Origin of the sequence: Amycolatopsis sp. NPDC049252 (genome assembly GCF_043197175.1) — a bacterium.
GTDB lineage: Bacteria > Actinomycetota > Actinomycetes > Mycobacteriales > Pseudonocardiaceae > Amycolatopsis.
Genome location: NZ_JBICSQ010000034.1, coordinates 1 through 13621, shown reverse-complemented (window position 1 = coordinate 13621; position 13621 = coordinate 1). Strand labels below are relative to the sequence as shown.

Sequence of the window (13621 nt, the reverse complement as noted above, 5' to 3'; positions counted from 1 at the left end):
ACCCCGCCATTGTCCCTGACACGTTCGGGTGGGGCCCCGCCCGTCCGTGCGATTGTCGGTGGGTGACGATAGCGTCCGGCAGTGTGCGAGTAGGCATCGTGATTCTCCCGGAAGATCGTTGGTGGGCCGCCGAGCCGAAGTGGCGAGCCGCCGAGGAGTACGGCTTCGACCACGCGTGGACGTACGACCACCTGGGCTGGCGCAACCTGGTCGACGGCCCGTGGTTCGCCGCGGTCCCCACCCTGACCGCGGCGGCGATGGTGACGTCCCGCATCCGGCTCGGCACGTTCGTGGCCTCGCCGGTGGCGCGGCACCCCGTGCCGTTCATGCGGGAGCTGATCACCCTCGACGACGTCTCGGACGGCCGGTTCGTCCTCGGTGTCGGGGCCGGCGTCGACCACCGGCACTACGACGGCGAGGTGCTCGACGCGCCGGAGCTGACGGCGAGGCAGCGCGCCGACCGCTTCACCGAGTTCGTCGAGTCGCTCGACGGCCTGCTGATGACCGACAAGTTCGACTTCGACGGCGAGTACTACAAGGCCCGCGGCGCCCGGAACCTGCCGGGCACGGTCCAGCGGCCTCGGCTGCCGTTCGTGGTCGCGGCGAACGGCCCGCGCACGATGACGCTCGCGGCCCGCTTCGGCGCGGGCTGGGTCACCACCGGCAAGGGCGGCGAGACCGTCGACGACTGGTGGCGCGGGATCAAGGAACTCACCGAGGTCTTCGACCAGCGCCTCGACGCGGTCGGTCGCGAGCGGGCGGGCATCCAGCGCCACCTCAGCCTGGACGCGTGCCCGGTGTTCTCGCTGAGCAGCGTGGAGGCGTTCCGCGACGCCGTGGGCCGTGCGGGCGAGCTGGGCTTCACCGACGTCATCTCGCACTGGCCGCGCTCGTCGTCGCCGTACGAGGGGCACGAGTCGGTGCTGGAACAGGTGGCGACCGACGTCCTGCCGGAGCTGCACGCTTAGGCCGAACGGGTGACATCCGCGTAGCCGGGAAACCGATTGCCGTCCCTGAGGCGTCCTTCAGAGCAGACGCCAAGGATCACCCCGGGGGTGGTTGGGGGACGGGAGGCCCTCGTGGCCGCGGCACGGGGCGCCGCGGCCACGAGGGCTTTGTCCATTCGACGGTCTACTTGGTGATCCGGTAGATGACCGCGCCCGGGTTCCGGTAGACGACGGTCACGAAGTCCAGCCCGTCCAGCCTCTGCAGGCCCGGCGCGATCGGCGTGTCCCGGCGGATCGTGCCGCTGCCGACCAGCACGTAGTGCACGTTCAGCTGCTGCGCCACGGCGCGGACCCGGGGGTCGGTGTCGTAGTCGCGGAAGTGCATCGCCAGGTAGACGGCGTCGGGGTTCACCGCGCCGGCGTCGTAGTGGGCGGCCACCGGGTGGACGCCCGTCAGCGCGTACATCCACGCCGTGCCGTCGAGGCGGTCGTTGAGCACCTTCTGGTCGCCGGGGATGCCGAGCTCGCCCAGGCGGTCCATCGCGTCGATCTCGTCCTGGCTGACCGGCGGGACCACCTCGCCGGGCAGGCCGTTGTAGTAGAGCAGCGAGACCGTCTTGGCGTTGGCCGCGCGGTAGAACCCGCCGGTCAGCACGCCCATCGCGACCACGATCAGCACCGCCGTCGCCAGCCCGACCCGGCCGGTCAGCCACGGCCGCGCGCGTACCCAGGCGCGGCCGGTCGCGACCTTCGCCAGCCAGCGCTGGGCCTCGCTCATGCCGTGGGCCGCGATCAGGCACATCGGGATCGCCGCCAGCGCCATCAGCCGGAACCGGTCGTTCCACCAGGGCCGCGACAGCGAGATCACCCAGTCTTCGCCGCCGAAGCACGCGACGACGACGAACAGCGCCGACAGGCCCAGCGCCGAGAGCATCACCCAGCGCATCCGCCGCAGCGCGACCAGCGTGAGCGCGCCGAGCGCCAGGAACACCGTGAGCCAGATCTGCGGCACCGGCAGCACCTGCTTGAACGTCGCCAGCATGGCCAGGGCCTTCCACACCGGCATGTGCGAGCCCCACGGGTGGTACGGGTACGACCCGGACGTGAAGGTGATCGCGCCCAGGATGTGCGGCGCGGCCAGCAGTCCGGCCCCCACCATCACCGGGATCATCTTCAGCACGTCGCCGCCCACGACCCGCCAGGCGGCCTTGCCGTCGGGGACGCCGTCGACGCGACGGCCGCGCAGCGCCCGGTACCAGCGCTGCACCACCAGCGGCAACGCGAAGAGGATCGCGCCGAACAACGCGCTCGAGTGCGCGGCGAGCAGGCCCGCCGCGCTCAGGGCCAGCACCGCGCCGGTGTCGACCCCCGGCCGGACCACGAAGCGCTGCAGCGCGACCGCGGCCAGCGGTGTCAGGACGATGCCCAGCGCGAACGGCAGCAGCCCGCTCGACACCGACTCGTACGCGCCGGTCGTGGCGCCGCCGGCGACCAGCGCGGCGCAGCCCGCGAACACCGCGCGGCCGCCGAGCTGGCGCACCAGCGCGACCATGGCCAGGGCGAACAGCCCGGCGATCGGCATCGTGACCGCGTTCAGCGTCACCGGGATCGACGTCCCGGACAGCTGGTAGACCAGGGCGCCGACCAGGTGGTAGGCGTTCGGGTAGAAGGAGCCGTCGGGGTACCAGTTGAGCGTGCCCATGCCGGTCAGCGAGCCGTCGCCGGTCTCGGCGATGTACCGGATGCCGTTCGCGTGGAAGACGGTGTCCCAGCGCTGGAAGACGGCGGTCGTGCCGCCGCGGCCGGACACCACCACGGCGATCGACACCGCCGTCGCGATCCCGACGCAGGCGGCGACGGCCAGGTGCGCCCGTCGCGTCCACGGCTGGTGCGGCTCTTCGGCACCCGGCGTCATCCACCCCCGCGCCACGGCCAGCCGGCGCAGGCCGTACAGCACGGCGGCGAGCAGCAGGGTGCAGGCGGCGACGCTCAGCGGGCCGTACGGCACGTGGACGATCGCCAGCCACGGCCCGGCCAGGCCGGTGATGGCGTAGCTGAGCAGCGGCGCGAGGCCCGCGAGGGCCCAGCCGCGCAGGCCGGCGGCCCACCCGACGACGCCGCCGGGGATCGCCAGCACGGCCACGTAGGTGGCCACCGCGGCGAAGTAGCTCCAGAAGTCCTCGGGTGCAGGCACTGCTTTCCAGGTGTGTCGTGGGCCGAAATGTGCTAGTCGGGTGCGGGCCGGGTCAGCGGACTGCGTACCCTCGACGCCCGTGAGCGCGCACACGAACCCCGCCAAGATTACTGAAGCCGATTTCGCAGGCTACGACCTCGTCGTCGTCGGGTCCGGATTCTTCGGCCTGACCGTCGCCGAACGGGCCGCGGCCGAGCTGGGCAAGAAGGTCCTCATCCTCGAGCGGCGCAGCCACATCGGCGGCAACGCCTACTCCGAGGCCGAGCCCGAGACCGGCATCGAGGTGCACAAGTACGGTGCGCACCTGTTCCACACGTCGAACAAGCGCGTCTGGGAGTACGTGAACCGGTTCACCGAGTTCACGAACTACCAGCACCGCGTCTTCGCCCGGGTCAAGGACCAGGTCTACTCGTTCCCGATGAACCTGGCCCTGATCAACCAGTTCTTCGGCAAGTCGCACACGCCGGACGAGGCCCGCGAGCTGATCGCCAAGCAGTCGTCGGAGTTCGAGACCGGCGCCGCGCAGAACCTCGAGGAGAAGGCGATCTCGCTGGTCGGCCGCCCCCTCTACGAGGCGTTCATCCGCGGGTACACCGCGAAGCAGTGGGAGAACGACCCCAAGAACCTGGGCGAGAACATCATCACGCGCCTGCCGGTCCGGTACAACTTCGACAACCGGTACTTCAACGACACCTACGAGGGCCTGCCCGTCAACGGGTACACCGCGTGGCTCGAGAAGATGGCCGAGCACGAGAACATCGAGATCCGGCTGAACGTCGACTACTTCGACGTCCGCGAGCACATCCCGGCGGGCACCCCGACCGTCTACACCGGCCCGCTGGACCGCTACTTCGACTACTCGGCGGGCCGGTTCACCTGGCGCACCGTCGACTTCGAGTCCGAGGTCGCCGAAACCGGTGACTTCCAGGGCACCTCGGTCGTCAACTACAACGACCAGGAAGTCCCCTACACCCGGATCATCGAGTTCCGGCACTTCCACCCGGAGCGCGACTACCCGAAGGACAAGACGGTCATCTTCCGGGAGTACTCGCGCTTCGCGAAGGAAGAGGACGAGCCGTACTACCCGATCAACACCCCGGAGAACCGCGAGAAGCTCGAGGCCTACCGCGAGCTGGCGAAGACCGAGGCGCGGGAGCGGAACGTGCTGTTCGGCGGCCGGCTCGGCACCTACAAGTACCTCGACATGCACATGGCCATCGGCTCGGCGCTCTCGGCGTTCGACAACAAGATCGCCCCGCACCTGACCGACGGCGCGCCGCTCGACGGGTCCCTCGATGCTTGAGAAGGGCGCTCCGACGGGCGAGGTCGCTGTCCTCTCGAAGGCGCAGGGCTTTCTGAAGAGTGACGTTTCGGTGAAAGCCGCGCGCGGCATGTCGCACTTCGGCGAGCACGCCATCGGCTGGTTCAGCATCGGCTTGATCGGCGCCGCGGTCGACAAGAAGCGGCGCAAGGACTGGCTGATCGCGTCGGCGGGTGTCGTCGGCGCCCACGCCGCGTCGATCGCGGTGAAACGCGTGGTCAGGCGGCCGCGCCCGGATCACCCGAGCGTCGAGGTTCTGGTCGGCACGCCGAGCAAGCTGAGCTTCCCGTCGTCGCACGCGACGTCCACTACGGCGGCGGCGGTGCTCTACTCCGGATTGACCGGGCGTAACCTGGTGCCCGCCCTGGTACCGCCGATGCTCGCCTCGCGGCTCGTACTCGGCGTTCACTATCCGACAGACGTTCTGGCCGGTGCGGCCCTCGGGGGGCTCGTCGGTGGTCTGATACGACGGAAGCTGAAAAAGAACCCATGAGCGAGACGACCGAGCAGCGCAACAGCGACGAAGCGGCCGTGACTCCTGAGGCACCGGAGACCCCGGTGACGGCGGAGACGACCACGGCGACCGCCGAACGTGGCCCGTTCGGCCTGGTCGGCGGCGTCATCAAGACGGCGCGGCCGCGCCAGTGGGTCAAGAACGTGCTGGTCTTCGCGGCCCCGTTCTTCGCCTTCTCGAAGTCGACCGACCGCACGGGCCTGCTGCTCGACGCGATCGTCGCCTTCGTGGCCTTCTCCCTGGTGGCGAGCTCGGTCTACCTCATCAACGACGCGGTCGACGTCGAGGCCGACAGGGCGCACCCGACCAAGCGGAACCGGCCGATCGCGGCCGGGATCGTGCCGGTCCCCGTCGCGTACGGGTCGGCGGTCGTGTTCTTCCTGGCCGGCCTCGGCGTGTCGTTCGTCGCCAGCTGGCAGCTGGCGATCGTGCTGGGCGTCTACGAAGCCGTCCAGCTCGGTTACTGCTTCGGCCTGAAGCACCAGCCGGTGGTCGACCTGGCCATCGTCGGCTCGGGCTTCCTGATGCGCTCGATCGCCGGTGGTGTCGCGGGCGGCCTGGCCCTTTCCCAGTGGTTCCTGCTGGTCACGGCGTTCGGTTCGCTGTTCATGGTCGCCGGTAAGCGCTACGCGGAGATCATGCTGTTCGAGCGCACCGGGGCGAAGATCCGGTCGTCGCTGAAGAAGTACTCGGCCAGCTACCTGCGGTTCGTCTGGGCGACGTCGGCGGCGATCCTGATCATGTCCTACTGCCTGTGGGCGTTCGAGATCCGCCAGACCGAGCACAACTCGGTCTGGGCGCTGATCTCGATGGTGCCGTTCGTGGTGGCGGTGCTGCGCTACGCGGTGGACGTCGACGGCGGCATCGCGGGCGAGCCCGAGGAGATCGCGCTCAAGGACCGCGTGCTCCAGGTGCTCGGCGCGACCTGGGTGGTCACCCTGTTCCTGTCGTTCTACCTGTGAATTCTCATGGCCGATCGACAGGTTGGCTTCAGGTTCAGCACAGCTGATGGGGTCACCCTGAGGTGGTGGGGGCGGGCAGCGCGCTCGTCCCCGTGACCACAGGAGCGACCATGACCGACCAGCCGCGCGACCCGAACCAGGTCCCGCCGAACGCGGGCGCGGAGCAACCGACCGTCGAACAGCCCACGGCCCAGGCCGGAGCGGCTGAGCAACCGACCACAACCCGGCCGGCCACCGCGCAACCGTCGGCCGACCAGCCGACCGCAGCTCAGCCTGCGGCCGCATCGGCCGAGCCGGATGGCGCTTTGGCGGCCGACCAGACCACTGCGTTGCCGAGCACCGCGCAGCCCGCCGCCGGGCAACCCACGGCCGTACAGCCGTCCGCCGCGCAAGCGGCAGGCGAGCAGCCGGCCACGGCACAGCCTGCAGCCGGGCCGGGCCGGCCAGGTGCCGCCCCGGCCGGTGACCAGACCGCCGCGCACGGCCAGGCGGCCCCGCCCACGCCGCAGCTTTCCCAGCCCGGCCCCGGGCAGACCTACGGCGCTCCTGGCCCCGGCTACGGCGCCTGGGGCGCCCCCGCGGCCGCCGCCCCACGTCAGCCGGGCGGGTTCCGGCGGTTCGTCGGGCACCGCGCCACCCAGCTGGTGGCCGTCGGTGTGCTCGGCCTGCTGATCGGCGGCGGCATCGTCGGCGGGATCGCGGCGGCCACGAACCACGGCCCCCGAGATGGCCGTCCGGGCATCCACCGCCAGCACAACGGCCCCGGCCAGGGCATGGACGGTCGCGGCGGCTTCGGCAACCGCGGCGGCGGCAACTCGGGCAACACCAACCCCGACGGCACCAACGGTTCCGGCGCCGGAATTTGACCCGTTCCAGAGCCGTCACTTTCCTGGCGAAAGTGACGGCTCTGGGGTCACTTGATACCGGTCAGATCACGGAAGCGTCACAAGCAGGGTACGGTGTTTGTGATGCGAAGCGCCTCCGCAGAACTCCGTGAGGCCACCGGTGCGCTGCCGGTGGCCGAGCCCGTCGCCCGTCCGTGGGTCCTCCCGGCGGGTGCCGCGGCGGCCTCCGCCGTGGTGTTCGCCCTGGTCAGCCGCCATCTGATCGACGACACGTACATCACGCTGTCCTACGCCAAGAACCTCGCTTTCCACGCGCACTGGGGCCTGATCGAGCAGGGCACGGCGAACACCGCGACGTCCCCGCTGAACGTCCTGGTCCTCGGCGCGGTCACCTTCGTCGTCCGCGACGCCGTGCTGGCCGCCGGGATCGTGTTCGTCGCCACGCAGGTCGGGCTCGTGCTCGGCCTGCGGCGGCTGGCCGCCCGCACCGGCCTGCCGCGGTCGTTCGCGCCGCTGACGTTCGGCCTGCTGCTGGTCAACCCGCTGCTGCTGTCGTCGGTCGGCCTGGAGGTGGCGCTCGGCGCCACCGGCGTCGTCTGGGCGCTCGTCTACGCGGGGGAGCGCCTTCCCGGCCGGCTGGGGCTGGTGATCGGGCTGCTCGCGCTCGTCCGGATCGACCTGCTGCTGATCGCGGCCGTGGTGTTCCTCGCCCGCCGCGAGTTCTGGGACGGCATCTGGCGGACGGTCTTCGGCGCCCTCGCCGTGACGCTGCCGTGGTTCGGCTTCAGCTGGCTGGTGCTCGGCTCGGCGGTGCCGGACACGCTGGTCATCAAGATCACCCAGCAGTCGTGGGGCCCGTTCAGCTTCACCAACGGCCCCCTTCTGTACTGGCGCAACTTCCCGGGCGCGGCCACCCTGTCGTTCCTGCCGCTGCTGCTCGGCGCCGTGGCCGGGGTGGCCTGGCTCGTCCAGTACCGCCGTGGCTCGGAGACGGCCCGCCGCCTGACGCCGTTCGCCGTGCTCGCGATCGCGGGCGCGCTGCACTACCTCGCCTACAGCCGGCTCGGCGTTCCGCCGTACCACTGGTACTACGCGCCGAGCATCATCGGCGCGACGATCTTCCTGGCCGCCTGCGTCACGGCGGCCCCGGCGCGCGCGAAGCAGGCCGCGTGGACCGGCGCCGGCGCGGTGCTCGCGGCCAGCGTCGCGGTCTACGTGCTGCCGGGGATCCCGCGCCGGTTCGCGCCGATCACCAGCAACCACGCGTCGACGACGGAGTACCGCGAGATCGGCCAGGAACTGGCGGCGATCGCCCACGGCCGCACGGTGGAGACGGCCGGCGAGGTCGGCGCGCTCGCGTACGCGTGCGACTGCGAGCTGGTGGACGAGTTCTCCGACCGCGGCGCGGTCGACCCGGCGATCACCGAGACGAAGCGCCGCAGCGGCGAGCTCGGCCGGGCGCTGCTCGAAGCCAACTTCCACAACTTCGACCACAGCGTCGCCCCGATCAGCCCGGACCTGGTCCTGGCGACGACCCGCCACACCCCGCCCCTGACGGCGCTGGTGAGCTGGCGCATCGACTCGCCGTGGATGGGCACGCAGAACCTCTACCTGATGCCCGCGCACGCCGCGGGGAACTGACTCAGCTCCGCAGGGCCGTGACGTCCAGCGTCAGCGTGAACTCGCGCCCGCCCATTCGCTTCCCGTACGTCATCCCGAAGGCGAAGCGGTCGACGACCGTTGCCGCGCGGGCGGTGAAGCCGTCCGGCATCAGCGTGACCGCGTCGATCGCGCACTGGACGCGGCCCGCCGTCCCGCGGACCGTCACGACGCCGTCCAGCAGCCACCGCGGCCCGTCCTGACGCGGGCGGCCCTCGGTGAACGTGATCACCGGGTGCTCGCGGCCGTGCAGGAACCGGCGGGACTGCAGTTCGGTGTCGCGCAGCCGGTCGCCGGTCGAGAGGCCCGTGGCGTCGATCTCCGCCGTCACCAGCGACGCCGTCACCGGGTCGCTGACGAGCACCGTGCCGCCGCGCAGCGGGAACTCGCCGTCCACGGTCGACATGCCGAACAGGTGCGTGCCGGACACCGCGACCCGGCACCGCGTCGGGTCCAGCCGGTACTCGCCGGGCGGCGGGATCTCGATCATCGGCGCGCCCACATCCGGTTCATCGTGCCCTCCCGCGCGAGCAGCACCTGGGTGACCACCTGGAGCACCACGAAACTCGCGATGGACAGCACCGTATCGAGCCCGGGCACGCTGTCCACCGGGAGCGTGTAGGCCATCATCACGCTCAGCCCGCTGTGCAGGAGCCCGCCGACCCCCCAGACCACCGTCAGCACCCGCCAGACCCGGCGGAACGACGGCGTGTCCGCCCACCGCGCTTCCAGCGTCTCGGCGCGGTGCGGCACCAGCGCCAGCGTGGCCTGGTACGTCGTCGGACGGCGGCCCACCCACAGGCTCGCCAGCATCCAGACGCCGATCAGGATGCTGAACCAGGCGCCGCGGACCAGCTGCAGCCGCGCGTCGCCGGTCAGCAGCGACGTCACCAGCCCGATCCCGACGATGAACAGCACGAACAGGCCCATGCCGTCGACCCGGCGGTGCCGCACGGCGAGGTACAGCACGCGCAGCGCGGGTGGCAGGCCACTGAACGTCAGGGCCCAGATCGGCGCGACGTCGAAGGCCCGCAGCAGGTAGTACCCGCCGACCGGCGCGGCGATGTCGCAGAACAGCGCGACGAGCGATTTCCCCATGCCCCGAGCCTCGCGGCCGGCGCGGGTCCGGGCCATCGTCGACCTGGCTCCTACGCATCCACCGTCCGGTTGATGCCGGCGGTCAACCGCTTCCGGGTGAACTTCGCGCCGAGCAGCAGGCCGCCGACGGTCAGGGCGGTGTCGAGGAACGGCACGACGTCGACCGGCAGCGTGAACGCCATCAGCACGACGGCACAGCCGAGCAGCAGGCCGCCCACACCCCACCAGAGGGTCATCGTGCGCCACTGCTGCCGGAAGCCCTCGTCGGCGGCCCAGCCCGCCTCGAGTTCGGCGGCGCGGGCCGGCTGGAGCGTGCCGATCGCCCGGAACAGGAACGGCCGCCGGCCGACGACCAGGCTCCCCAGCATCAGCCCGCCCAGCAGCAGCCCGACCCAGGCACTGCGGACCAGCAGCAGCCGCGGGTCGCCGGAGATCAGCGCCACCGCGCCGTTGACCACGAGCATCGCCAGCACGAACGCGCTGATCGGGTCGATCCGGCGGTGCCGCACCAGGACGTAGCCGGCGCGGATCGCCGGCGGCAGCGCGCTGACCAGCAGCGCCCACAGCGCGTCGACGTCGAAGGAGCGCAGGACGTAGAACAGGGCCATCGGCAGGGCGACGTCGCGCAGGAGCATCGTCAGCCTGGCGCGGTCACTCGAGGTGTTGGTCATGACGACAGTCTGTTTCGACTGCCGTCACGACACATCGGCTCGCGGGTCGGGCCCGGATGGAAATCCGGCTCCACCCGCGGGTGGAGGCCCCCAGTAGAGATCTCAGATGGGGAGCTTGCGGAAGATCGGCCGCGGGACGTGCCGCAGCGCCGACATCACCAGCCGGAACGGCGCGGGCGCCCACACCAGGTCCTTGCCGGCGCGAGCGGCCGACACGGCGATGTCGGCGACCTGCTCGGCCGTCTGCGCCAGCGGGGCGTCCTTCATGCCCTCGGTCATCTTCGTCTTGACGTGGCCCGGGCGGACGACGGTCACCTTCACGCCGTGCGGCGCGAGGGCCTCGCCGAGGCCCAGGTAGAAGCCGTCGAAACCGGCCTTGGTCGAGCCGTAGACGAAGTTGGAGCGCCGGACGCGCTCGCCGGCCACCGACGACAGCGCGATCACCGTGCCGTGGCCCTGGGCCTTGAGCTTCTCCGACAGCGCGACGCCGACCGACACCGCGGCCGAGTAGTTCACGGTCGCCAGTTCGACGGCCTTCGCGTGGTCCTGCCACAGCTCCTCGGCGTCGCCGAGCAGGCCGAACGCCACGACCGCGACGTCGATGTCGCCGCCCTCGAACGCCTTGTCCAGCACGCCGGGGTGCGACGCCAGGTCCTTCGCGTCGAAGTCGACGGTCACGACCTCGGCGCCCTTGTCCTTCAGGCGCTGCGCGGCGGCGTCGAGCCGCGGCGACGGGCGCGCCGCGAGCACGACCCGCAGCGGCTTCTCGGCCAGGTACTTCTCGGCGATCGCGAGCGCGATGTCGGACGTGCCGCCGAGCAGCAGCAGGGACTGGGGGTTGCCAACGGCGTCGATCACAGTGCGAGCCTCCGGCTCATGTCAGAGGCGAAAACGCCTTCGGGGTCAACGGCGGCGCGCACCTTGCGCCACTCTTCGAGCCGCGGGTACATCTTCGCGAACGTCTCGGGCGAGGTGCGCGAGTCCTTCGCGGTGTACAGCCGGCCGCCCGCGGCCAGGACGTCTTCGTCGAGCTCCTGGCAGAACCGGCTCAGGCCGTCCTTGATCGGGAAGTCCACGCTGAGCATCCAGCCCGGGGACGGCCACGACATCGGCGCCGGGTTCGCGTCGCCCATCCGCTTGAGCACGTTCAGGAACGAGTAGTTGCCCGACGTCGCGATCTTGCGGCAGATGGCCTTGAGCTGGTCTTCCGCGCCGAACGGCACGGAGAACTGGTACTGCAGGAAGCCCTTCGAGCCGTAGGCCCGGTTCCACTCGCTGATCATGTCGAGCGGGTGGTAGAACTGCGTGAGGTTCTGGATCTTGCCGCGCGCGCCCTTCTTGGGCACCGTCTTCTGCCACAGCTCGTTGATCAGCCCGAAGGTGAGCTTGTTGCCGAGGCCGTTCGGGAAGACGTCCGGCAGCGTCAGCAGCTGCGGCGCGTCGAACTTCAGCGGTTCGGCACGCAGCTTCGGCGGCAGCTGGTCCACCGTCGCCAGCGAGCCGCGCGAGAACGTGGCCCGGCCGAGGCGGCCGTCGGAGGAGATCAGGTCCGGCACCGACATCGAGTAGTCGTAACCGAGGTCCGAGCCGTCGGTGAACAGCCCGAGCGTCTCGTCGAGGTTCGCCGTCCGGTCGGCGTCGACGTAGAAGTACGCGGTCTCGGTCTTCTTCATCCGGATCGTGGCCCGGGTGATGATGCCGGTCAGGCCGATGCCCGCCACGGTCGCCCAGAACAGCTCGGCGTCCGGGCCCTCCGGCGTCAGCGTGCGGACCTTGCCGTCCGCGGTGACGAGGTCCATCGACACGACGTGGTTGCCGAAGCTGCCCGCGCTGTGGTGGTTCTTGCCGTGGATGTCGTTGGCGATCGCGCCGCCGATCGTCACCTGGCGTGTGCCCGGCAGCACCGGGACCCACAGGCCGTACGGCAGCGCCTCGCGCATCAGCTGGTCGAGGCTCACCCCCGCGTCGAGGTCGACGAGCGCCGAGTCCGGGTCGATCGAGTGGATCCGGTTCAGGGCCGTCATGTCGATGACGAGGCCGCCCGCGTTCTGCGCGGGGTCGCCGTAGGACCGGCCGAGGCCACGCGCGATGACACCGCGCTCGCCGGCCTGGGTCACGGCACGGGCGATGACCTCGACGTCTTCGGTGCGCAGCACGTCGGCGGTGGTCGGCGCCGTCCGCGCCCAGCCCGTGAGCGTGCGACGCTGTGTCTCGGGTGGAGGGGTCACCCGACCAGGGTAGCCACGCCGAACGACGCCCGGAACGTGACCCTGAAGTGCTCGCTTCTACACTTTGCGCATCAAGGCACAAGCGCCCGCGCGGGTGACCATGACTCAGGCAACGAGGTAAAGCAGTGGTGGCGACCGATCCGCAAGCTGAGATACAGGCTGCGCAGCCGTCCTCGATCGGACTGCTCGGGCAGCTCATTCGCTTCGCCCTGATCGGTGGCTTCTGCGCCCTGGTCGACCTGGGCACGTACACCCTCCTGACCCAGGTGGCCGGCATGGCCGCTTCACCGTGGGTCGACGTCGCGCGCGCTATCAGTTTCATCGTGGGCACGACCACGGCGTTCTTCCTGAACCGCAAGTTCACCTTCTCCGGCGGACGGCGTGACGGCAAGGCGCAGGTCGGCTCGTTCGTCCTGCTCTACACCGTGACGTTCTTCGTCGCGGTGGGGGTGAACCAGCTCATGCTGCAGGTGCTGCCGGAGTCCGCGTGGCAGCACACCCTGTGCTGGGCCGTGTCGCAGGCGACTGCCACGGTGATCAATTTCGTGATGCTCAAGTGGGTCGTCTTCCGCGAGCCGTCGACTGAGGAGAACTGAGGAACCTGATGCCCGGTAAAACAGCCACCCCGGCGCCGACCACCAAAGCCGGCGCGGCCGCCGAGACGCGGTTCACCGAGCACGCTCCGCAGGGCCGCTTGACGGCGCAGCGAGGCCTGTACGCCGGCCCCGCGCCGATCGTGAGCAAGGACCTCTACGCGGAGCTCGAGTGGGGCTCGGCCGTGCGCGAGCGTGCGGCGATCAGCCTCGAGCCTGCCTCGAAGGTGTCCGGTAACACGTACTTCGGGCGGTTCCCGGCGTCGTACTGGCAGCGCTGGACCACCGTGACCGAGGTGTCGGTCGAAGCCGTCGTCACCGGCACCGGGCTGCTGTCCATGGGCGCCTCCGACGTCGAAGGGGAACCGCGGGTCATCGAGGCCGAGCAGGTCACCGACGTCAAACAACACAAAGTGACGCTGACCGGGAAGCTGGACAAGTTCTACGACGGCGGCGCCCTCTGGCTCGACCTGGAAACCGAAGGCGGGCAGACGCTGCGGGTCGAGCAGGTCCGCTGGACCGTCGAAGCCCCCGAGACGATCCGGCCGACCGCGGTCACCATCTGCACGATGAACCGCGCCGACGACTG

General features: G+C 70.6%; 13 protein-coding genes and 1 pseudogene. 8 read left to right on the top strand and 6 right to left on the bottom strand.

Annotated elements, in window-relative coordinates:
• Window positions 1-83: 83 nt before the first annotated feature.
• Complete coding sequence (locus tag ACGFMK_RS28725; protein ID WP_392769496.1) at window positions 84-968, top strand: LLM class flavin-dependent oxidoreductase; 885 nt, start codon at window positions 84-86, stop codon at window positions 966-968.
• 163 nt (window positions 969-1131) lie between these two features.
• Here ACGFMK_RS28725 and ACGFMK_RS28720 read toward each other — a convergent pair whose 3' ends face one another.
• On the bottom strand, window positions 1132-3141 hold the full coding sequence (locus ACGFMK_RS28720) for a DUF6541 family protein (RefSeq protein WP_392769495.1): 2010 nt from the start codon (window positions 3139-3141) through the stop codon (window positions 1132-1134).
• Window positions 3142-3220: 79 nt separating this feature from the next.
• Between ACGFMK_RS28720 and glf the strand changes: the two genes are divergently transcribed.
• From glf to ACGFMK_RS28695, 5 genes are all read left to right on the top strand, one after another.
• Window positions 3221-4444 carry a UDP-galactopyranose mutase gene (gene glf / locus ACGFMK_RS28715; protein WP_392769493.1) on the top strand — a complete coding sequence of 408 codons (1224 nt, stop codon included), beginning with the start codon at window positions 3221-3223 and terminating at the stop codon, window positions 4442-4444.
• A complete protein-coding gene (locus ACGFMK_RS28710) occupies window positions 4437-4955 on the top strand; it encodes a phosphatase PAP2 family protein (protein WP_328613390.1) in 519 nt (172 codons plus the stop codon). Before glf ends, ACGFMK_RS28710 begins: the two co-directional genes overlap by 8 nt.
• Window positions 4952-5938, top strand: a complete 987-nt coding sequence (locus tag ACGFMK_RS28705; protein ID WP_392769491.1) for a decaprenyl-phosphate phosphoribosyltransferase — start codon at window positions 4952-4954, stop codon at window positions 5936-5938. Before ACGFMK_RS28710 ends, ACGFMK_RS28705 begins: the two co-directional genes overlap by 4 nt.
• Before the next feature lie 110 nt (window positions 5939-6048).
• On the top strand, window positions 6049-6804 hold the full coding sequence (locus ACGFMK_RS28700; RefSeq protein WP_392769489.1) for a hypothetical protein: 756 nt from the start codon (window positions 6049-6051) through the stop codon (window positions 6802-6804).
• 102 nt (window positions 6805-6906) lie between these two features.
• Window positions 6907-8424 carry a glycosyltransferase family 87 protein gene (locus ACGFMK_RS28695; protein ID WP_392769487.1) on the top strand — a complete coding sequence of 506 codons (1518 nt, stop codon included), beginning with the start codon at window positions 6907-6909 and terminating at the stop codon, window positions 8422-8424.
• 1 nt (window position 8425) lies between these two features.
• On the opposite strand, the gene ACGFMK_RS28690 is transcribed toward ACGFMK_RS28695, so the two are convergent.
• From ACGFMK_RS28690 to ACGFMK_RS28670, 5 genes are all read right to left on the bottom strand, one after another.
• The gene (locus ACGFMK_RS28690) at window positions 8426-8932 is read right to left on the bottom strand and encodes a YceI family protein (RefSeq protein ID WP_392769484.1); all 507 of its coding nucleotides are present in this window, start codon (window positions 8930-8932) and stop codon (window positions 8426-8428) included.
• Window positions 8929-9540, bottom strand: coding sequence for a VC0807 family protein (locus tag ACGFMK_RS28685; RefSeq protein WP_392769481.1), 612 nt, complete (start codon window positions 9538-9540; stop codon window positions 8929-8931). Before ACGFMK_RS28685 ends, ACGFMK_RS28690 begins: the two co-directional genes overlap by 4 nt.
• 50 nt (window positions 9541-9590) lie before the next feature.
• A complete protein-coding gene (locus ACGFMK_RS28680; RefSeq protein WP_392769478.1) occupies window positions 9591-10211 on the bottom strand; it encodes a VC0807 family protein in 621 nt (206 codons plus the stop codon).
• Window positions 10212-10313: 102 nt separating this feature from the next.
• Window positions 10314-11069 carry a decaprenylphospho-beta-D-erythro-pentofuranosid-2-ulose 2-reductase gene (locus ACGFMK_RS28675; RefSeq protein WP_392769475.1) on the bottom strand — a complete coding sequence of 252 codons (756 nt, stop codon included), beginning with the start codon at window positions 11067-11069 and terminating at the stop codon, window positions 10314-10316.
• The gene (locus tag ACGFMK_RS28670; protein ID WP_392769474.1) at window positions 11066-12439 is read right to left on the bottom strand and encodes an FAD-binding protein; all 1374 of its coding nucleotides are present in this window, start codon (window positions 12437-12439) and stop codon (window positions 11066-11068) included. Before ACGFMK_RS28670 ends, ACGFMK_RS28675 begins: the two co-directional genes overlap by 4 nt.
• A 125-nt stretch (window positions 12440-12564) precedes the next feature.
• Here ACGFMK_RS28670 and ACGFMK_RS28665 point away from each other — a divergent pair, with 125 nt between their 5' ends.
• Window positions 12565-13035: a GtrA family protein gene (locus ACGFMK_RS28665; protein ID WP_392769472.1), complete on the top strand. Its 471-nt coding sequence runs from the start codon at window positions 12565-12567 to the stop codon at window positions 13033-13035.
• An 8-nt stretch (window positions 13036-13043) separates the two neighbouring features.
• Window positions 13044-13621 (top strand): annotated as a pseudogene (locus ACGFMK_RS28660) (glycosyltransferase family 2 protein); the annotation flags it as partial.